Origin of the sequence: Bradyrhizobium sp. 26S5 (assembly GCF_036923295.1) — a bacterium.
GTDB lineage: Bacteria > Pseudomonadota > Alphaproteobacteria > Rhizobiales > Xanthobacteraceae > Bradyrhizobium > Bradyrhizobium septentrionale.
Genome location: NZ_CP145948.1, coordinates 9,367,153 through 9,387,466 on the forward strand (window position 1 = coordinate 9,367,153; position 20,314 = coordinate 9,387,466).

The 20,314-nt window shown below is 65.0% G+C and carries 18 protein-coding genes and 1 pseudogene; 10 read left to right on the forward strand and 9 right to left on the reverse strand.

All coding sequences use genetic code 11. The features are described from left to right. Positions 1–389: 389 nt before the first annotated feature. Positions 390–1,988, reverse strand: coding sequence for a flagellin (locus V5279_RS44115; protein ID WP_166300851.1), 1,599 nt, complete (start codon positions 1,986–1,988; stop codon positions 390–392). 551 nt (positions 1,989–2,539) lie between these two features. On the opposite strand from V5279_RS44115, the gene V5279_RS44120 reads away from it, so the two are divergent. The 3 genes from V5279_RS44120 (at position 2,540) to V5279_RS44130 (ending at position 4,587) form a co-directional block, all read left to right on the forward strand. Beyond that, positions 2,540–3,250: a Crp/Fnr family transcriptional regulator gene (locus V5279_RS44120; RefSeq protein WP_224741266.1), complete on the forward strand. Its 711-nt coding sequence runs from the start codon at positions 2,540–2,542 to the stop codon at positions 3,248–3,250. A gap of 180 nt (positions 3,251–3,430) precedes the next feature. Continuing rightward, on the forward strand, positions 3,431–4,150 hold the full coding sequence (locus tag V5279_RS44125; protein WP_338693481.1) for a Crp/Fnr family transcriptional regulator: 720 nt from the start codon (positions 3,431–3,433) through the stop codon (positions 4,148–4,150). Positions 4,151–4,197: 47 nt separating this feature from the next. Then, positions 4,198–4,587, forward strand: a complete 390-nt coding sequence (locus V5279_RS44130) for a hypothetical protein (protein WP_338693483.1) — start codon at positions 4,198–4,200, stop codon at positions 4,585–4,587. A 14-nt stretch (positions 4,588–4,601) separates the two neighbouring features. Here the strand turns inward: V5279_RS44130 and V5279_RS44135 are convergent, their stop codons facing one another. After that, positions 4,602–5,210, reverse strand: a complete 609-nt coding sequence (locus tag V5279_RS44135) for a helix-turn-helix domain-containing protein (protein ID WP_166300842.1) — start codon at positions 5,208–5,210, stop codon at positions 4,602–4,604. A 580-nt stretch (positions 5,211–5,790) separates the two neighbouring features. Here V5279_RS44135 and V5279_RS44140 point away from each other — a divergent pair. Beyond that, the gene (locus V5279_RS44140) at positions 5,791–6,186 is read left to right on the forward strand and encodes a hypothetical protein (protein ID WP_338693486.1); all 396 of its coding nucleotides are present in this window, start codon (positions 5,791–5,793) and stop codon (positions 6,184–6,186) included. Between the two features lie 89 nt (positions 6,187–6,275). On the opposite strand, the gene V5279_RS44145 is transcribed toward V5279_RS44140, so the two are convergent. Together V5279_RS44145 and V5279_RS44150 are read right to left on the reverse strand one after the other, a co-directional pair. Next, positions 6,276–6,458, reverse strand: a complete 183-nt coding sequence (locus V5279_RS44145) for a hypothetical protein (RefSeq protein WP_166300840.1) — start codon at positions 6,456–6,458, stop codon at positions 6,276–6,278. Between the two features lie 96 nt (positions 6,459–6,554). Beyond that, complete coding sequence (locus V5279_RS44150) at positions 6,555–7,556, reverse strand: glycoside hydrolase family 3 N-terminal domain-containing protein (protein ID WP_338693488.1); 1,002 nt, start codon at positions 7,554–7,556, stop codon at positions 6,555–6,557. A 186-nt stretch (positions 7,557–7,742) separates the two neighbouring features. Between V5279_RS44150 and V5279_RS44155 the strand changes: the two genes are divergently transcribed. Then, complete coding sequence (locus V5279_RS44155) at positions 7,743–9,788, forward strand: acetoacetate--CoA ligase (RefSeq protein WP_338693490.1); 2,046 nt, start codon at positions 7,743–7,745, stop codon at positions 9,786–9,788. Positions 9,789–9,798: 10 nt separating this feature from the next. Here V5279_RS44155 and V5279_RS44160 read toward each other — a convergent pair whose 3' ends face one another. Beyond that, positions 9,799–10,821 (reverse strand): LysR substrate-binding domain-containing protein, encoded by a 1,023-nt coding sequence (locus V5279_RS44160; protein ID WP_338693492.1) that lies wholly within the window; start codon positions 10,819–10,821, stop codon positions 9,799–9,801. Between V5279_RS44160 and V5279_RS44165 the strand changes: the two genes are divergently transcribed. From V5279_RS44165 to V5279_RS44175, 3 genes are read left to right on the forward strand one after another with little or no spacing between them, the layout of a single operon-like run. Beyond that, complete coding sequence (locus tag V5279_RS44165) at positions 10,794–11,954, forward strand: DSD1 family PLP-dependent enzyme (protein ID WP_414645881.1); 1,161 nt, start codon at positions 10,794–10,796, stop codon at positions 11,952–11,954. The genes V5279_RS44160 and V5279_RS44165 overlap by 28 nt on opposite strands. Positions 11,955–11,971: 17 nt before the next feature. Beyond that, complete coding sequence (locus tag V5279_RS44170) at positions 11,972–12,628, forward strand: HAD-IA family hydrolase (RefSeq protein ID WP_338693496.1); 657 nt, start codon at positions 11,972–11,974, stop codon at positions 12,626–12,628. An 11-nt stretch (positions 12,629–12,639) separates the two neighbouring features. Beyond that, positions 12,640–13,773 carry a threonine synthase gene (locus tag V5279_RS44175; RefSeq protein WP_338693498.1) on the forward strand — a complete coding sequence of 378 codons (1,134 nt, stop codon included), beginning with the start codon at positions 12,640–12,642 and terminating at the stop codon, positions 13,771–13,773. 39 nt (positions 13,774–13,812) lie between these two features. On the opposite strand, the gene V5279_RS44180 is transcribed toward V5279_RS44175, so the two are convergent. Then, positions 13,813–15,006 carry a serine hydrolase domain-containing protein gene (locus V5279_RS44180; RefSeq protein WP_338693501.1) on the reverse strand — a complete coding sequence of 398 codons (1,194 nt, stop codon included), beginning with the start codon at positions 15,004–15,006 and terminating at the stop codon, positions 13,813–13,815. 89 nt (positions 15,007–15,095) lie between these two features. Then, entirely contained in the window at positions 15,096–16,736 is a 1,641-nt protein-coding gene (locus V5279_RS44185) for an NAD(P)/FAD-dependent oxidoreductase (RefSeq protein WP_338693503.1), read from the reverse strand. Between the two features lie 310 nt (positions 16,737–17,046). Between V5279_RS44185 and V5279_RS44190 the strand changes: the two genes are divergently transcribed. After that, positions 17,047–17,949, forward strand: a complete 903-nt coding sequence (locus tag V5279_RS44190) for a helix-turn-helix transcriptional regulator (RefSeq protein ID WP_166300817.1) — start codon at positions 17,047–17,049, stop codon at positions 17,947–17,949. 33 nt (positions 17,950–17,982) lie between these two features. On the opposite strand, the pseudogene V5279_RS44195 reads toward V5279_RS44190, so the two are convergent. Then, positions 17,983–18,072, reverse strand: a pseudogene (locus V5279_RS44195) (aldo/keto reductase); the annotation flags it as partial. After that, complete coding sequence (locus tag V5279_RS44200; RefSeq protein ID WP_338693506.1) at positions 18,069–19,244, reverse strand: MFS transporter; 1,176 nt, start codon at positions 19,242–19,244, stop codon at positions 18,069–18,071. The pseudogene V5279_RS44195 and the gene V5279_RS44200, both read right to left, overlap by 4 nt. 98 nt (positions 19,245–19,342) lie before the next feature. On the opposite strand from V5279_RS44200, the gene V5279_RS44205 reads away from it, so the two are divergent. Next, positions 19,343–20,299, forward strand: a complete 957-nt coding sequence (locus V5279_RS44205) for a LysR family transcriptional regulator (RefSeq protein ID WP_338693508.1) — start codon at positions 19,343–19,345, stop codon at positions 20,297–20,299. The last annotated feature ends 15 nt before the right edge of the window (positions 20,300–20,314 follow it).

Below are 20,314 nucleotides of genomic sequence, written 5' to 3' on the forward strand. Positions count from 1 at the left end.
ATCGGTCCCCTCAAGGTGCTACAGAACGCTCGCCTCGCATCGATAACTGGCCGGCTTCACGGCGACGTTAATTTTGCCGTCCGTGCAACTACGGACGATGAAGCTCTTCAAGCCGTCGAACGATGCATCACGACATCACGGACAGTCTCACCAGGACAGGCCCTTACCACCCGGACGGGAAAGAGGCCGTTCCAACGGTCATCGCAATTTGAACCAAATGAGCGCGAAGGACCGTTAAGCCCTGCGAAACATTCGCGGTCATGACGTCGGCCTGCATCAGGGCGCGATCGCCCATTGGTTGAAGCCGGCGGGGTGATCAACGCACGCAAAAGCAAAGGCGGCGGAGTTTCCTCCGCCGCCTCGCTATTCGATGTCTGTCGCGGCTACGCTTAGCGGAGCAGCTGCAGAACGCTCTGCTGCGACTGGTTGGCCAGAGCCAGCGCGGACACCGCGATCGACTGGCGGGTCGACAGCGCCTGGCTGTTGGCCGCTTCCTCGTTGGTGTCGGCCAGCGTCAGGTTGGACGAGCCGGTCTGCAACACGTTGATCAGGTTCTTCGAGAAGTCCTGGCGGATCTGCACGATCGACAGGTTCGAACCGAGGGTCGACGCCTGAGTCCGCAGCAGACCGCTCGCCGAGTTGAGCGTCTTCAGCGTCGCGTTGGCCGAGGCGTTGTCGATGAAGTCCGTGCCGGCCACCAGCTTGGTGAGGTTGAGGCCGGAGGCATCGAAGGTCACGCCCTGGATCTTCAAGGTCGAGGAGCCCGTCTCGTTGAAGGTCAGCTTGAGCTGATCGCCATTGAGCAGGTTGATGCCGTTGTACGACGCGTCCTGGGCCGTCGTGGTGATCTGATCCAGGATGTTGTTGTACTGGTTAACCAGGTTGGAGCGGTTCGCCAGCCCGTTCGGATCCTGTACCGGGGCGCTGCCCGCCAGGCCGTTGAACAGCTTGCCGGAAGCGGCTGCGGTGCCACCGATCGTACCGATGGTCGCGGATGCAGCATCGTTGGTGGTGCTGATGGTGAGTGCACCGGTCGCGCTGAGCGACGCCTGCAGGTTGTTGGCCGACAGTGCGGCGTTCAGGTCGTTGAGCGACTTCACCTTGCCCGTGCCGCTGCCGAAGGTGATGTTGGTGGCTGTGCCGTTGCCGGTCGCGCCGATCGTCAGCGTCAGACCATCCAGCGGTGAAGGCGTTGCCACGGTGCGTGCCGTGGTTCCGGTCGTAAGGCCGAAAGCGGCCAGCGCCGAGCCGGAGAGGTTGAGATCCTGGTTGATGCCGGTGCTGATCTGGAGCGCGCCAGCCGACACGGTGGAGGCGGTGGTTGCGCCGGTGATGCCGTCGATCGCCGTGAGCAGGTCGCCGACCGTCAGCGTGCTGCCCGCGCCGGTGCCGAGGGTCACGTTGCCGGCCGAATCGGTCGTCGAAGTGGTCTGCGCGGTCGAGAACGTGATCGTCTTGCCGTTGACGCTGATCGTGCCAGACGGGGTCGTCGCCAGGGTATCAGCGTTGGTCGCGCTGACGAGCTTGGTGGCGGCCGTGATCGCAGCGGGCGTCGTGAGATTGTTGTTGACGACCGAACCAGCGAGCACCGTATTGCTGTAGGTGGCGGTGCCGCGGATATCGTCGGTGGTCGCGCCGGTGACAACTGCGGTCGTCACCTGCGATTTCTGAGAATAGCCGACTGCAGCCTGCAGGGCCTGGTTGGCGACCGACTTGGCGCTGTCGACGAGCTTCTGCAGCGAGGTGATGCCGGTGTTGGCGGCCTGCAGCACCTGCACGCCGTTGCCGATGCCGTCCAGCAGATTGTTGATGTCGCTGGCGCGGTTGTCGAGCGACTGCGCCGTGAAGAAGTTGGTCGGATTGTCGAGCGCAGTGTTGACCTTCTTGCCGGTGGACAAGCGGTTCTGCGTGGTGGCGAGCAGGTCGGCCGTGGACTGCAGCGAAAGCAGATTTTGACGGACCGATGCCGAAAGAACGATGCCGGACATACTGATACCCTTCTGGATGAACACGATTGACGCGACGCCGCAAGTTTCACACGGCGACCCGTGCCACACTGGTCTGTCCGCGCTACCCGTTCGTTAAAGGGCTGGTCCGTACAAATACCCAGAATGGCATCGCCGGTGGTTTACGGGCCACGCGGCGCAGCCGTTCGGCGCGGCCGCGCAAGGCCGGCAACGCGCGGTTGTCGCGGCGGCGAATTCGTCCCGCATTTGCAGGACTTGCCGCATCCTGGCGCTGCCGACCTGACAGCCGGAATCACGGCTACATCGACGCGCGGTCTGCACTGATCAGAGTTAATGGAAATCAATAAATGCGCGCCAAAGCCGCAACCTTTGGTCGCGCAATGCTTGTCGCTCGAATCGATCCCGATGGCCGCGCAGGCCGATGCGGCGCGGACCGTCTGCCCCCTAGAGGGTATAGAGTTCGCACCACAACCCTTGTGCAATTGGACAGGCAAGCTATGTTCGCGTTCATTCCACACGCCAAGAGTAGGTGATGCGAGACCGTAGTGCTCCCGCCCTCGGCAGGAGCTCCAATGTCCGCGCTATCGCGCCCGCCCAATCGTCTGTTGCAAGCACTTCCCTCCACGGAGTACGCGCAGCTCCATCCGCTTCTGGAAACCGTCGACCTGACCAAGGAAACGGTGCTCGCCGATGCCGGCGCACCGGTGCAGCGGGTCTACTTTCCGCACAGCGGCGTGGTCTCGATGATGGTCAATCTGTCCGACGGGCAATCAGTCGAGATTGCAACCGTTGGTCGCGACGGCATCGTTGGTGCGTCAGCCGCGCTGCACGAGCGGCCGCCGCTTGCCGACGCGATCGTCGTGGTGCCGGGTACGGCTTCGATGCTGCGGGCGGAGGAGTTCCGCGAGGCAGCAAATCGCAGCGCGGATTTCCGGACCCTGGTCGCGCTCTATGAGCAGGCGCTGATGGCGCAGACGCAGCAATCCGTCGCCTGCAACGTTTCGCATCCGGTGGAGGCACGGCTGTCACGATGGCTGCTGCGGGCGCGCGATCTGTGCGGCAGCGAAGCATTGCCGCTGACCCAGGAGATGCTGGCGCAGATGATCGGTGTCCGCCGCAACGCGGTTTCGATCGTCGCGCACGGGTTTCAGCAGGCCGGCATCCTCCGCTACAGCCGCGGTCATATCGAAATCACCGACATCGACGGCCTGCGGAAGGCGGCGTGTGAATGTTATGCGACCGTCAAGGCGCACGCCGAACAATTGATTGGGCCGGAAGATTGACTGGCGCCGGCCGGCCGGAGCACGCAAACCGCATCATGCGGCGATAGGTCTATTCCTATTGGAACCAAGACGTGTTCCCATTGGAACCAACACGCGCCAGAATAGGTTGCAAGAACGTCCAGCTGCACGCGTCAGCCCTGGTGCCCAGAGACAAAGCTTGCCAGAAGGCAGGAGGTTGCTTTGGATACGGTTCCGCGATCGCCCAACGGATTCCTGTCGTCGCTCTCGGAGAGCGATTTTGAGCTGATCCGGCCGCATCTGCGGACGGTCGACCTCACCGCCGATTCGGTCCTGATCGAGACCGACGAGATGCTCAAGCGGACATACATGCCGCACAAGGGCGTGATCTCGCTGGTGGTCAAGCTGGCAAGAGGCGAGCGCGTCCAGGTCGCGATGGTCGGTCGCGACAGCATCTATGGCGCTTTCGCCCCGCTCGTCGAAGGACAGACGTTGAACAACGCGATGGTGCTGGTGCCGGGCGTCGCATCGACGATCGAGCTCGAGCCGTTGCGGGCAGCTGCCGGCCAGAGCCCGACGCTTCGCGCGATGTTGATCCGGCATGGGCTCGCCGTCTATGCCCAGATCCAGCAGACGGCCGGCTGCAACGCCGCCCACACCGTGGAGTCGCGGCTGGCACGATGCCTGCTGCAGATGCGCGATCTCTCCGGCAGCAACAAGATCATCCTGACCCAGGAGGCGATGGCGCAGATGATCGGCGCGCGCCGCAACAGCGTTTCGCTGGTCGCGCACACCCTGCAACAGGCGAACTTCATCCACTACAGCCGTGGTCACATCGAGATCACCAATGCGGATGGACTGATCAGGACCGCGTGCGAATGCTACGCCACGGTCAAGGCGCAGTATGCGCGACTGCTGAGTTGCCAGGAGACCGGCAGCTAGAGCCTTTCCGTTCCGATGGAATCGGAACGGGGCTCTAGATTCTTGTTTTGACGCGTTTTCTCTACGCGAACCGGTACCCACTTCGCTCGAAAACGCTCCAGAGCGCCAAGCCGTACTTCTACGGTTTACGATTTTCACCGTCGGATAACGCTGAATCCCCAGAATTGCGTGGACGCACGGGGGAGCTGATGTTCACGTACCAGACGACCGATCGCAAGGAGGCCCGCCGCTTCCGCATGGCCCAGTTCAACGGCCGGCCCGCCACGGTCCGGTCCGCCGGCGCGACCGTGACGGGACGCGTGCGCGCGATTGTCGAAAGCAGGTCCGGCACGACGGCAGCCTGGGTGGTCACGATCGTTCCGGACGAACCGAAGGCCGCTGCCCCGGCAGCGCGGCCCGCGCCGCGTCTGTGCTTTGCCGCGGAAGAGGATTTCTGAGAGCTGCCCCCCGCTCAGGCGGAGTGCAGCAGAGCCTTGCGGACGAGATCGGCGGTGTTGCGCGCACCGAGTTTGCGCATGGCCTCGGCGCGATGGCTCTCGAACGTGCGCGGGCTGATGTTCATTCGCAGCGCGCCCTGCTTGTTGGAGTAGCCGTCGCTGATCAGGCTGAGCACCTCACGCTCGCGCTTGGTCAACGGCTTGCGGCCGGCCTCCGGCGCGAACATGATTTCGGGCGACCTTGAACCCGCCGGCTTGTCGTCCCCCGGCGGCTTGAGATCGGCGGCCGGAATGGCGCTCGGATAGAGATCGGAAATCTGCTTCAGCATCGCGGACACCCGCTCGGTCTGCTCGAGCGCGTTCTCGATCACCTGGCGCAGATAGACGCCGTTGCCGGGGGCGTGCGCGAACTGATGGCTGTGCTGCTTGAGCTCATTCATATAGAGCAGCAGCGCCGTCACGGGTCCGTTGAACTGGCGGACGATCGCGGCGCCGGCGTCCGTGGTTACCTGCGCCCGCGGGGCGGCGGCCTCCGGAAGCTCAAGCGGCGGCGTTTCGAGCGTTGCGGTTCCACCCACCCAGGTCGGAAGGCGCGCCTCGGCCCGATTGTCATGTTGCGTCATAAGTATGGTTTACCAAAGGTGAACTTGTGGCCGCGTTAACGCGGGACTCCGTAAAACTACGGGTGACGCAACTGTGACCTCGGGCCCCGACCCGCCAAGCAGGCGCAGATTACCGCTGATTTGGCAACGAAAGTCGCATATTCGAGTCGAATGACAGTATTCTTACGGGAATACCGGGCCGGCTTCGTCCCGGCCGCTTCACGGTCAGGCGTCTACCTTCGGCGGTTCAGCCGCTCGCCTCTCAACCCCCGCTTTGGGTTGCACTGGGCTACACCAGCGCCGCTGGCTCGGCCCTCAGGGGCGCCGGGACCGAAGGAACTTCCGCAGGAATCGTCCCGAAAGAACGAACCTGAACCACCAATACGCCATCCGCTGGGTCGACATCGATCATCCCTCTGGGCATTGGAATGGCATCGGCATACAGCACGTCGGCGCGTACGCGTGTGAGGCAGTTCACATCGGCCCGACGCGACCGGTCAGGCGAATGTCAATTTACAGCCCCGGCAGGCGCCGCGATGATCGTCGCCTCTCAAACAACAACAAGGGCGCGGCAATGCAGCGAGGGCGGAACGGATCCTGGATGACAATGGCGGCGCTGGCCGTAGCACTGCTGGTCGGCGCCGCCGCGCGGGCCCAGACCCCGCCGACCAGCGATGCAGCGCCGACGGCGGACAACGCCGTAATGCTCACGATCTTCTTCAAGCATGATCAGTCGCGGCCGCTCAGCGAGCTGAATGCGCAGCTGGAGCGGCAGGGCTTCTACAAGGCGTTTCCGCCCGAAGGTGTCGAGGTCGTCAGCTGGTACGTGATGATGGGTGTCGGCCAGGTGGTGACGCTGCGGCTGCCGGCATCGCGGTTGCGCGAGATCAACCGCATCATCGAGAACAGCGCGTGGGGCGCCTATCACACCGAGTTCTACCCGACCTATGACTACAAGGCGATCGGGATCGGCAATCACGAAAAGGCAAAGCAGTAGCTGATCGCATCAGGCGTTGGAGCCGCGGCCGCGCGCCGGGCTTGCCGGTTCTGCTGAAAATCGGCCCACGACTGGATTTGTCCCGCTATCTACGCGTGGGCCCGCGAGCGTTGGCTCAGCCGCTTTGCCAGGATCCGCAGATCTTCGCTGCGCCCGCTGCAAAGCAGGCGGGTGAATTCGTCTGGATCGATAGAGGCAGGCGGAAGATCGGCGGGGTTGCGGGCGGCGCGGCGCAGCCAGGTCAATCGGAAGAGACGCTTGAGCATCTTCATGGTTGTTAGCCCCGATGAGCGTCAGTGTTAAATCGCGGTCATGAAATTTGGTTCCGCCCCTTGTGGTCGCTCGGCGCAAAATTTGGTTCAACGCCATCAGGAGAGCAATGCCTTGCGCTTTTGCACGCGCGCAATGGATCGCTGCACCGCGGCTTGATCCAGCGCCCCGTCCTGCACCGCACGCGCGACCGCCGCGGCGATGCCGGCCATCTCCTGCTCCTGGTCGAACAGATTGTTGCCGATGCAGATCATATCCATGCCGGCGGCGATCGCCTGCAGGCTGGCCGCGCCGGTGCCCAGCGCCTTCTGCAGCCCCTGCATCTGCATGTCGTCGGTGATCAGCAGCGTCTTCGGCAAGCGGCCGCGGAGCCGGCCGCTCCCTTTCGATGACAACGTCATCGGATGCTGCGCGTCCCACTGGCGGACAATGGCGTGGCTGACCAGCACCGCATCGCCGAAGGTGTGCGGCGCCAGTGCATAGAACAACTCCTCCTGCTCCGGCCGCAACGCATCGGAAATGTCCATGAACTCCAGATGTGAATCGACGTGCGCGCCGCCGATGCCCGGAAAATGCTTGAGGCAAAGCCCGACGCCTGCCTGGCGCGCCGCGGCGTCGACCAGACGGGCATTGGCCTCGACCTCGCCGATATCGGCCGAATAGGACCGCTTGACCCTGCCGATATTGGGATTGTCAGGGTTATAGTCGACGTCGATGACAGGCGCGAAATTGTAGCGGATGCCGAGCCGGCGCAGCTCGCGATAGCTTGCTCGCAGGATGGCCTGCTTCTCGGGGGTGGCGAGCAGATTGAAGTCCTTCGCGCTCGGCAGCGGCTGAAAGCCAAGGCCATCCTTGAGCCGGCGCACCAGACCGCCCTCCTGGTCGATGAAGACCAGCGGCCGCGACGGCAGCGCCGCGATCTCGGCGCAGAGCGACTGCACCTGTGCGGGCGACGCGACGTTGTTGTCGTATTGCCGGGTCTGGCAGGAATAATCGAACAGGATCACCCCGCCGAGCCCGAATTGCGCGGCAAATTCGCTCAGCCAGGGCGGGACGACCTTGCCGTAGAAGCCTAGGATGAAGAGTTCGCCGATGGACATCGCAGCTCTCTATCGGATGCGCACGGAATCAACCTTGCGCCCGACGGCATAGCACGCTGCGGCGGCGGTAAGAATATGACGCAAGCCGTGGCTCGACTGCGTTCCCCGTGCCTGCGTCACCATGTTAAGACAGCGCCCGCACGCGATCTGCGCGCACGCCACGACAAGAAAATCCGGAAACCGCCCATGACTGCACCTTACGTCCCGCAAATGGCCCTTTACCGCCAATGGCTGAAGCAGACGCGCGGCCTCGCGTTTGCTGACTTCGAGGCGATGCGGCGGTGGTCGGTCACCGATATCGACGCCTTCTGGCAGAGCGTCTGGGATTATTTCGATCTGCGCTCGCCGACGCCGCATTCGGCGGTGCTGGCCGAGCGCAAGATGCCGGGCGCGGTGTGGTTTCCCGGCGCTTCGGTGAACTATGCGCACCAGGTCTTCCGTCATGTCGCGCCGGCGCACGCGGCAGGCCTGCCGGCGCTGATCGCGAGCGGCGAGGACGGCAGGCTTTCGGAAACGAGCTGGCCCGAACTGCGGCGCAAATCGGCGGCGCTGGCGCTGCATCTGAAGGCCAACGGCGTACGCCGGGGCGATCGCGTCGCCGCCTATCTGCCGAACATCCCCGAGACCATCATCGCGTTTCTCGCGACCGCGAACCTGGGTGCGATCTGGAGCGTCTGCGCGCCCGACATGGCGGCGCCCGCGGTGATCGACCGCTTCAAGCAGATCGAGCCGAAGGTACTGATCGCCTGCGACGCCGTGACCTATGCCGGCCGGCGCCATGACCGGCAAGGCGTGATCGAGGAGCTGCGGCGCGCGCTGCCGACGGTGCAGCACGTCATCCTGCACAGCGACGCCGCGCCCGCCGAGACGCGGCTGTCGTCCATCCTCGCGGGCGAGAGTGCGGAGATCGACGCCTTCGAGCCGGAATGGCTGCCGTTCGATCACCCGCTCTGGATCGTCTATTCCTCAGGCACCACGGGATTGCCGAAGCCGATCCTGCACAGCCATGGCGGCATCATCGTGGTGGCGCTGCCGCTCTCGACGCTGCACAACGACATCGGCTGCAGCTATCAGCCGAACTCGTTCGGCGAACGCTTTCATTGGTACTCGTCGACCGGCTGGATCATGTGGAATTGCCAGGCCAATGGCCTGCTCAACGGCACGACCTGCTGCATCTTCGACGGCAGTCCCGGCGGCAGCAAGGACAAGCCGGACTGGACCACGCTATGGCGCTTCGTCGCCGATGCCAAGGCGACCTTCTTCGGCGCGGGCGCGGCATTCTTCGCCAATTGCACCAAGGCAGAGATTGATCTCGCCGCTGTCGGCGACCTCTCTGGCCTGCGTACGCTCGGCTCGACCGGCTCACCGCTCAGCGCCGATACGCAAGCCTGGTTCAACCAGCGCTTCGCCGCGCTTTCGAAGCGCAACGGCAACGCCGCGCAGGCCGATATGTGGTGGGCCAATATTTCCGGCGGCACCGATTTCGCCGGCGCCTTCATCGGCGGCAATCGCGAACTGCCGCAGACGCCGGGCATCATGCAATGCCGCCTGCTCGGCTGCGCGGTGGAGGCCTTCGACGAGCAGGGCCGCGCCGTGATCGACGAGGTCGGCGAGCTCGTCTGCACCGAGCCGCTGCCCTCGATGCCGCTGCGGTTCTGGAACGATCCCGGCGACGCGCGCTATCTGGCGAGCTATTTCGAGACCTACCCCGACAATTTCGACGGCTCCGGCCGCGGCCCGGTGTGGCGGCATGGCGACTGGCTCAAGATCAACCCCGACGGCTCCTGCGTGATCTACGGCCGCAGCGACGCCACCATCAATCGCCACGGCTTGCGGATGGGCACCAGCGAGCTCTATTCGGCGATTGAGGCGCTGCCCGAGGTGCTGGATTCGATGGTCGTCGACCTCGAATATCTCGGACGTGACAGCTACATGCCGCTGTTCGTGGTGCTGCGCGAGGGCGTTGCCCTCGATGCCGCGATGAAGGCGAAGATCAACAAGGCGGTCGAGGCCGGGCTGTCGCGCCGCTTCCTGCCCAACGACATCTTCGTCGTCGCGGAAATTCCGCGCACGCTGTCCGGCAAGAAGCAGGAACTGCCGGTCAAGAAGCTGTTGCTCGGCCATCCCGTCGAGAAGGTCATCAACCGCGATGCGATGGCCAATCCCGGCTGCCTCGACTGGTATCTCGACTTTGCAAAAGGCTATCTGAACAAGCAGGCCGGCGCGGCGTAGGCGATCGCAGTCATCGCTGCCTGCCGCGCCACGGCGGCGGCGAGAGGCCGGCGCGCAGGTGCTCCACGAAGGCCTGCGTGCGCCGGGCCCGGCCACTGCGGCCGGGGTTGAGCAGCGCAACGATGTCGGCCGGCGGCAGACGGTGGTTCGGCAGGACACGCACCAGCCGGCCGCAGGCGAGGTCCTCGGCGACATCCCATTCCGACCTGACGATCAGGCCGTGATCGGCCAGCGCCCAGGCCTTCACCACCTCACCGTCATTGCTCGACAGCATCGGCTCGATCCTGATGACATCAGGCGCCGCCGCGGCGCGCCGGCGCGAGAACCGCCAGAGCGTCACGTCCTCCTCGTTCTCGCGCAGCGCGATGCAATCATGCCCACGCAGATCCTGCGGGCTCGCCGGCGTTCCACGGCGCTTCAGATAGGCCGGCGAGGCGCAGAGATAGCGCTCGTTCGGCGCGAGACGCAGCAAGCGAAGCGTGGAATCCGTCAAGGCGCCGATGTGGATCATGACGTCCCACGCACCGGCAGCGGCACGCGCCGGCCGATCGGACAGTTCGAGCTCGACCGATACGTCGGGGTGGCGGGACCGGAAGGCAGCAACGACCGGAGCGATGTAACGCCGCCCGAAGCCGAGCGGCGCGAGGATCTTCAGATGGCCCGAGATGGTTCCGCGACGCGCCTGCAGCGCTTCGGTCAACTCGGTCGCCTCGTCGAGCAGCGCGCCGCCGCGCAGCACCAAAAGCTCGCCCTCATCGGTCAGCGTCAGCCGCCGGGCCGAACGGCTGACCAGTTGAACGCCCAGCCGCTGCTCGAGGCTCTGCAGCCGCTGCGAGACCGCCGATGCTGTCACGTCGAGCGCCCGCGCGGCAGCCGCCAGCGACCGAGCCGTGGCGATCGCTGTGAAAAAGCGGATGTCGTCGGTCGAGATCATTAAGTCCAAACTTAATATAGGAATGACATTCGGTAAATTGCGCTTAGCATGGAAACGGCTAGTCTCGCCGCATGTCATCCGCTCCTGTTTCGACGACAACGCATCCCCTCGCCGGGATCGAGACGCCCTGCCTGGTCCTCGACGAAGATCGGATGCTGCACAACATCGCGCGCCTGAAGACGCGGCTGGCGCGGCTCGGGGTGCCGCTGCGCCCGCATCTGAAGACCGCGAAATCAATTCTGGCGGCGCGTGCCGTGATGGACGGCCCAGGCGGCCCGGCCGCGGTCTCGACCCTGCAGGAGGCCGAGGTGTTTGCCGCGGCGGGCGTGAAGGACATCCTCTATGCCGTCGGCGTCGCGCCACAGAAGCTCGATCGCGTGGCCGCGCTGCGCCGGCAGGGCGTGAACCTGTCCGTGGTGCTCGACAGCCTGGAGCAGGCGGCCGCCGTCACCGCAATGGCGCGCATGACCAACGACCGTATTCCCGTGCTGATCGAGATCGACTGCGACGGCCACCGCGCCGGGGTCGGCGCGAGCGACCCGCTGCTGGTCGAGATCGGCCGCGCACTGCATCAAGGCGATGCCGAACTGCGCGGCGTCATGGCCCACGCCGGCGAATCCTATTCCTGCCGCAGCGTGGCGGCGCTCGAGCAAGCCGCCGAAGAGGAGCGCGCCGCCGCGGTGGCCTGCGCCGAGGTGCTGCGTTCGGCCGGACTGCCGTGCCCCGTGGTCAGCGTCGGCTCGACACCGACAGCGCATTTCGCACGCCGGCTCGATGGCGTCACCGAAGTGCGCGCCGGCGTCTTCGTGATGTTCGATCTGGTGATGGCCGGAATCGGGGTCTGCGCGGTCGCGGATATTGCGCTGTCGGTGCTCGCGACGGTGATCGGCCATCGCGCCGATCGCCGCTGGACCTTCATCGACGCGGGCTGGATGGCACTGTCGCGCGATCGCGGCACCGCGAAACAGCCAATCGACCAAGGCTACGGCATCGTCTGCGACATCGATGGACGGCCCTATCCCGATTTGATCGTGACCGAAACCAATCAGGAGCACGGCATCATCGCCGTCCGCCCCGGCAGCACCGCGCCGCAGGTTACGCTGCCGGTCGGCACCAGGGTGCGGATCCTGCCGAACCATGCCTGCGCGACCGGCGCCCAGCACGACCGCTATCACGTCATTGCCGCCGGCTCCGACGCCGTCAGGCAATGGGAACGGTTTCGCGGATGGTAGGAGACGGAGCTCAGCCCATGATTCGAGCCTATGACGCCGTTCTGTTCGATCTGCTGACGGCACTGCTTGACAGCTGGACGCTCTGGAACAAGGTCGCGGGATCCGAAGAAGCCGGGCTGCGCTGGCGGGCCGAGTACCTCAAGAACACCTATGCGACCGGACGCTATCGGCCCTATGAGGATCTGGTGGGCGAGGCCGCGCGCAATGTCGGGCTCCCCTTCGAACTTGCCGAGGAGCTTGGCGCGCGCTACGCGGAACTCGATCCCTGGCCCGAGGTTCGCGAGGTGCTGCAGACGCTGCACGAGGCCGGCGTCGCGCTCGGCGTCGTGACCAACTGCTCGGAGCGGCTCGGCCGCATCGCAGCCGAGCGCATCGGCGTTCCTCTCGCTGTCTTCGTGACGGCCGAGCGCGCCGGCTATTACAAGCCGCAGCCACAACCCTACCAGCTCGCGCTCGACGAACTGCCGGTCCCGGCCAACCGATGCCTGTTTGTCGCGGGATCGGCGTATGATCTGTTCGGCACGGCACGTGTGCACTTGCCGACCTGGTGGCATAATCGGGCCCGAATGAACCTGCCGGACGGGGCGCCCGCCCCGATCATGGCTCATGACAGGCTTGCGACCCTGCCGGCTTTCGTGCTCGGTCGCGACGTGTCCGGCCAGCCCGCGACTTGAGGACTGAATTGATGCCATCACCCAGCTACATCGACCCGCTCAACGGAAAGCTTTATCCGCTGGATGTCCCGCGCTGGTGCTCCGACGAGGGCAAGCCACTGCTGGTCACACCGCTGCCGGGCATTTCCCGCGACGACATCGATCGCGGGACGCGGTCGCTGTGGCGCTATCGCGCGGCGCTGCCGGTCGAGATCAGGCAGCCGATCACGATGGGTGAAGGCTGCACGCCTGTCGTCGAGAAGCCGTGGGATGAGCTACGGCCGCACTTCAAGCTCGAATGGTTCAATCCGACCTCGAGCTTCAAGGATCGCGGCACCACGGTGATGCTCTCCTTGCTGCGCCAGCTCGGCGTCGATGCGGTGCTGGAGGACTCCTCCGGCAATGGCGGCGCCTCCGTTTCGGCCTATGGCGCGGCCGGCGGCATGCGGGTCCGAATTCTCGCGCCGGCCACGACATCGCCGATGAAGGTCGCGCAGATGCACGCCTTCGGCGCCGAGGTGCAGCTTGTGGAAGGACCGCGCGAGGAATCCGAGGCCGAGGCGATCCGCCAGTCGAAGCAGATTTTCTATTCCAGCCACAACTGGCAGCCGTTCTTCCTGCAGGGCACCAAGTCCTTGGCCTACGAGATCTGGGAGGATTTCGGCTTCACCGCGCCCGACAACGTCATCATGCCGGTCGGCGCCGGCAGCAGCCTGCTCGGCTGCTACATCGGCTTCAAGGAGCTGCTGGCGGCCGGACAGATCGCGCGGCTGCCGCGCCTGTTTGCCGCGCAGCCGCTGAACTGCTCGCCGGTCGATGCCAGTTTTGCCGCCGGCCTCGACACGCCGGTCGATCGCGCGGTCCGCAAGACCATCGCCGAGGGCACCGCGATCAAGCATCCGCTGCGGCTCAAGCAGATGATCGCGGCGCTGAAGGAGAGCGGCGGCGGCACCGTCGCGATCCCCGAAGACGGCATCGTCGCCGCCTTGAAGCGGCTCGCGCACACCGACCTGTTCGTCGAGCCGACCTCGGCCTCGGCCGCCGCCGCGCTCGACGTCCTGAAGCAACGCGGCGCGATCCGTCCGGCGGAGCGCACCGTCGTCATCATCAGCGGCACCGGCATCAAGGCGGCGTCGCTGATCACGGAGTTGCTCGCAAACGGCTGAAACGTCCTCAGCCGTGCGCGTGAGAGGCTGCGGGTTTCTCTAACCCGCCTTGCGCATCTTCAGGGCTTCGTAGAACGCCGTCTCGAAATTCATGTAGCCGATGAAGGATGTCGGGTCGCCGAACGGCAGGATCTGCGTCGCCCAGAATCCGCCGAAGCCGTTCTGCCGGTCGATCCAGTAGAACAGGTTGGCGAGACCGGCCCAGCCGAGCGCGCCGGCGGGGCGGCCGGTCGGGGCCTGCTCGTCATTGATCATGAAGCTCAGCGCCCAGGACTTCGATTGGCCGGGGAAGAACTCGGCGTCGTTGGCGAGCGCGGTGATCACGCCGGTAATGGCGGTGACCTTGTTGTTGCCGAGATGGTTCTTTTCCGCCATCCGCACGGTCTCCGCCTTCAGGACTCGGCCATGTTCGCCTGCCCCGTCATTCAGCCACACCCGGATGAAGCGCATGTAGTCGCCGATGGTGCCGTAAAGCCCGTGGCCGCCCATGTGGATTTCCGGATTGGCCGGCAGCTCGAAATCCATCGGCGTGAGCGAACCGTCGGCATTGCGGGCGTGAATGCCGGCGAGCCGGCGGCGCATCGCGTCGGTGAGCTCGAACGTCGTATCCTGGATTCCAAGCGGCTCGAAGATCCGCGTCCTGAAAACCTCGCCGAGCCGGCGGCCGGTGATCGCTTCGACGATCTGGCCGCACCAATCCATGTTGGTGCCGTATTCCCATCGCTCACCCGGATCGAACAGCAGCGGGGTCATCAGCGACGCTTTCGACGCGGTGATGACGCTGGGCTGCCCCTTCTCCTGCGCGAGCCGGTTATAGGTGTGGTTGATGAAGTCGTAGCTCAGGCCTGCGCTATGGACCATCAGCATGCGGGTGGTGATGTCGCGCTTCGGCGCACGGAGCTTTGGCTCGCCCTTGTCGTCAAAACCTTCGACGACCTGGAGCTTGCCGATGTCGGGCGCGTAGGTCCTGGCCGGCGCGTCAAGATCGAGCTTGCCCTCCTCGACGAGTTGCAGCACGGCCGTCCCCGTGATCGCCTTGGTGGTCGAGAAGATCGCGAACACGCTGTCGGTCGTCATGTCCGCCGCCTGGTCGAGGCGGCGCTTGCCGGCGGCGCCCTCATAGATGTTGCGATGGCGGTCGGTCACCATGGCAACGACGCCGGGAACGCGCGGGCTGGATGTCACGACGCCGTCGAGAATCGCATCTGCTGCCGCACTGAAATTCGTGCTCATTGTCTTCCTCCCATATTTGTCTGATGTGGTCGATCAGGAGCGGTGCCGCCGGTCAGCAACGACCGCGGCGCCGGATCGCGATCGCGGCTCTACTGCATGACAAATCCGAGATAGCCGCTTGCGGCGACCTCGTCGCATTTCTGGCGGTAGGTGCCGACGCCGCCGCAGTAGGACAGCACCCGGCGCGGCTTGCCCTCGACGTTCGAGCCGAGGTACCAGGAGTTGGTCTTCGCGATCAGCGTTGCGTTGGCGGTCTCGTCGTGATGCGCCACCCACTGATCCTCGGTGTCCCTGGTCGGCTCGATGACGTTGAGGTTCTTGCCGCGCAAATACTTGATGCAATCGTTGATCCACTCGACCTGCTGCTGCAGGCAGGTGGTCATGTTGCAGAGCGCGGCCGAGGGCGCGAGCGGCACCGCGGTCGTGAACAGGTTCGGATAGCCGTGGACCTGCAGCCCCATCGTGGTGCGGATGTCCCGACCCCAATCCTCCTTCAACGACCGGCCGTCGCGACCGCGGATGTCGATGCGCGTCAATGCACCCGTGCCGGCGTCGAACCCAGTCGCCAGGATGATGACGTCGAGCTCGTGAACAGTGCCGTCGGCGGTCTGGATGCCCTCAGGCGTGATGCGCGCGATCGGATTGTCCTTGACGCTGACGATCTCGACATTGGGCCGGAGGAAGGCTTCGAGGAAATTGCTCTCCAGCGGCACGCGGTGCGTGCCAAAGCCGTAATCCGACGGAATCAGCAACTCGCACAGCTTGGGATCCTTGATCCGCTCGCGCATCTTCTCGCGCACGAATTCGGTGATCTCGGCGTTGATGGATTCGTCGAAGAACAGTTCGGCGAAGGATGCCACCCACAATTTCAGGGATCCGTCGTTCCAGCAATCCTCGATCACCTGGCGACGCTGCTGCGGCGTCAGGTCGGCCCAGACGTGCTCGAAGTCGAATTCGAATCCGGTGAACGTCTTCGGCAGCCGTTCGGTAAGGAACTTGAATTTCGACTTGTATGCTTCGGCATCCGACGCATCCCATTTTGGGTTCTTCATCGGGATGCTGTATTGCGGCGTTCGGATGAACACCTTGAGATGACCGGACTCTGCCGCGATCGTCTGGATCACCTGGATTCCGGTCGCGCCGTTGCCGACCACGCCGACGCGTTTGCCGGCGAGCTCGATCGGCCCCTTGGGCCAGCGCGCAGTGTGGAACAGCTTGCCCTTGAATGTCTCCTGTCCCGGGAAGGACACGTGCGGGGCCGAGAGCATGCCGCAGCAGGTGACCAGGAACTGGGTGTCGATCACATCGCCCTGGTCGGTCGTCACCAGCCAGCGTTGCGTCGCCTCGTTGAAGTGCGCGCTCTTGACCGTGGTGCCGAACTGGATGTCCTTCTTGAGGTCGAGGCGGTCGGCGACGTAGTTCAGCCAGCGCTCGATTTCCGGCTGCCCCGGGAACCGCTCGCTCCAGCTCCAGCCTTTGTAGAGATCCTCGGAAAACAGGTACTGATAGGTGTGGCCTTCGGAATCGAAGCGCGCGCCGGGATAGCGGTTCCAGTACCAGGTGCCGCCGACGCTTGATCCGGCATCGATCGCCCGGACGTTCAGTCCCTGCTCCCGCAGGCGGAACAGCTGATAGAGACCGGCGACGCCGGCGCCGACGACAACGGCGTCGAGCTTGGTCGTGGCACGCGCACCATTGCTTCCATTGGACCTTGTGACGGCCTCGGTCATCGTTTCCTCCTGTGTTTTGCTTCACACACGCTCCCACCCCGCCTGTCGCCGGATGATGGTGCGTTGCGCCAATTGGGTCTCGGCCGCACGCACTGTGCCGAAACGAAGGGCAGGCTACGGGCCGTTCGACCTGACGGCTTGGATGAAACCGACAATCTCTTGAACGCCGCCGTTCAATCGAACCACCGGCCATTGGTCGGCTTGGCAACCGGCGAAAGTGGCCTATTCTGCGCCAAGCCATCCGGCCAAGAAGCAGCGGTCAACTGCGCCAGGGATTCCAGGGACAGACTCCAAGGAGGAGGCTCGCGCGATGGGCCAGTTGATCACGGTCGAGGAGCTGCCGCGCTACGCTCCCGGTGAGCTGAAGCTGGATAGTGCGGCGGTCGGGCGGAACGATTTCCGGCTGCGGATTTTCCGTTATGCGCCGTCGGACATCTGGGTTCCGCCGTCGGCCAACTTCCTCCTCGTGCTCTATCGCGACGGCGTGACGTCGATGAACCGCCGCGTCACCGGCGCGTGGAAGCAGGATCACGTCGGTCGCGGCGTCACGTCATTGCTGACCCGCGCGGAGCCATCGAGCTGGCATTGGAAGAATGACATCGAGGTCACGCATTTCTATATCGCTCCCGCCCTCATGATGAAGACCGCGAGCGATGCCTTCGACCGCGATGCCGAGACGATCGAACTGCACGATTTGCTCAAGGCCGAAGATCCGATGCTGACCTGGATCAACGACCAGATGGTTCAGGAGGTTGCCGCAGGTGGTCCGGGCGGACGCCTGTGCTATGACGCGCTGGCGCTGCAGGCGAGCGTGCACATCCTGCGGAAATATGCGGCGATCGAATTCAAGATGCCGTGCGCGCAGGGACGTTTCAGGCCGGCGCATGCAAGGCTGATCGAGGACTATATCGAGCAGAACATCTTCCGGAACATCACGCTGGAGGAGCTGGCGAACATCTGCAATTGCACGCCGATCCAGTTCGCCCGCAAATTCCGCGTGCATTACGGCACGCGGCCACATGCCTATGTCCTGCGGCGCAAGGTGGAGCATGCCTGCCAGCATCTGCGCAAGGACCGCGTCGCGCTGAAGGAGATCGCGCTGCTGGCCGGCTTCGCCGACCAAAGCCACCTCAATCGCGTGTTCCGGCAGCACATGAACGTGACGCCGGCGGAATACCGCAGGCAAGTCTGCGAGCACAGCGCCGAGGCGTGAGAGAGCGACGCCGGCGAACCTGCGACGGACTCACACCTTGTCGCGGCGGCCCTTGATCGCGGCGCCGAGAATCTCCTCCGACGCGCCGTTGCAATAGACGTTGGCGGTGTCGATGCGATTCACTCGGCCGGGCACTGCGTGGCGAGGACGACCGGTCGATCGAGACGCAGGCTCCACAGTGCGAGCAACAGCCCGATCGCGGTGATCAGCGCCGCCACCAGCGGCAGCGCGCCGAGGCCGCGATCGATGGTGACGCCGCCGGCCCAGGCGCCGAGCGCATTGCCGAGATTGAAGGCGGCGATGTTCAGGCTCGACGCCAGCGTCCGCCCTTCGACACCGGCGGCTTCGAGCACGCGAAGCTGCAGCGGCGCGACCGTTGCGAACGCCGCGATGCCGAGAATGAACAGCAGCGCCACCGCCAGTGCCTTGATCGAGACCACGGCAGCAAGCGCCACGAGGACGGCAGCGAGGCCACCGAGCGACACGAGCAGGGCCCGCGCAAGTCCCTTGTCGGCGAGCCTTCCGCCCGCGACATTGCCGATCGCGAGTCCAGCGCCGAACACCAGCAGGATCGGCGACACCGCGGCGTCGGAGAATCCGGTCAGCCGGGTCAGGATCGGCTGCACGTAGGTAAAGACCGCGAACAACCCACCGAAGCCGAACACCGTCATCGCAAGCCCGAGCAGCACCTGCGGGCGGCCGAGCACGGCGAGTTCATCGCGCAGCAGCGCCGGCTTGTCCTTGGCGCCGACATGGCCGGGCACCAGCACCGCCAGCACGATGAAGGCGACCACGCCGATCGCAGCCACCGCCCAGAACGCCGCGCGCCAGCCGAGCATCAGGCCGAACCAGGCGCCGAACGGCACGCCGAGCAGGGTCGCGACCGTGAGACCGATGAACATCGTGGCGATCGCCGAGGCGCGCTTGTCTTCCGGAACGAGACTTGTCGCCACGACCGAGCCGACGCCGAAGAAGGTGCCGTGCGCCAGCGAGGTCAGAATGCGCGCGGCCATCAGCAGTTCGTAGTTCGGCGCCAGCGCGCAGGCGGCATTGCCGAGCGTGAAGATCGCCATCAGTGCCAGCAGCACCGCCTTGCGCGGCATCCGTCGCGTTGCCAGCGTCAGGATCGGAGCGCCGACGAATACGCCGAGTGCGTAGCCGGAGATCAACAGCCCCGCTGCGGACACGGATACCTGCATGTCCGCGGCGACCTGCAGCAGCAGTCCCATGATGAGGAATTCGGTGGTGCCGATGCCAAAGGCACCGGCGGTCAAGGCAAGGACTGCAGCAGGCATGTGTCGCTCCGGATGAGGATTCCGCAATGCGACATAGCGAGGCCGCGCCAGAAGGATTAGAATGGCGTCAATCCAATCATTTGTGACGTGAATTCAAGATGGCCCGATCAGACACCAATCGCTCCGGCGAGATGGACGTGTTCGTCCGTGTCGTCGATCTCGGCGGCTTCACGGCTGCCGCGAACAGCCTGCGCCAGACGCCGTCGGGCGTCAGCAAGCTGGTCTCCCGGCTCGAGACGCGGCTCGGCACGCGGCTGGTCAACCGCACCACGCGCAAGCTGCAGCTCACCGAGGAGGGGCAGGCCTTCTATCAGCGCGCCCAGCGCATCCTCGCCGACATCGATGAGGCCGAACGCGAGGCCGCCTCCTACGTGCCGCGCGGCCATCTCACCGTGAACAGCAATATCCCGTTCGGCATGCTGCATGTGATGCCGCTGCTGCCGCGCTTCATGCGCGAGCATACCGACATCACGCTCGACATCGTGCTGACCGATACGCTGGTCGATCTGATGCAGGAGCGCGCCGACGTCGCGATCCGCGTCGGCCCGCTCGGCGCCTCGCGGCTGATTGCGCGCAAGCTCGGCACCAGCCGCATGGTGGTGGTCGCCGCGCCGTCCTATCTCGCCCGCTTCGGCACGCCGAAGACGCCGGCCGACCTCGCCGCGCATCGCGGCATCGGCTGGACCTTTCCACGCAGCATCCGCGGCTGGCCGTTCCGCCGGGCCGAGCGGATCGAGGAAGCACTGCCGCCGCCGGTCGCCCGCGTCAGCGACGGCGAGGCGGCACGCCAACTCACGCTCGGCGGGATCGGGCTGGGACGGCTGGCGCTGTTCCACATCGGTCCTGATATCGAGGCCGGCCGTCTGGTGCCGGTGTTGCAAAACCTCAATCCCGGCGACCGCGAGGACATCCACGCGGTCTATGTCGGCCATGCCGGTCCGCTGCCGGCGCGGGTGCGCGCCTTCATCGATTTTCTCGCACAACACATCCGCATCGGCGACCCGGCGCTACGCCGTGGTGCCGATGGACAATGGAAGATCGTGACCGGCAAGTGAGGCATCGCGCGGCGA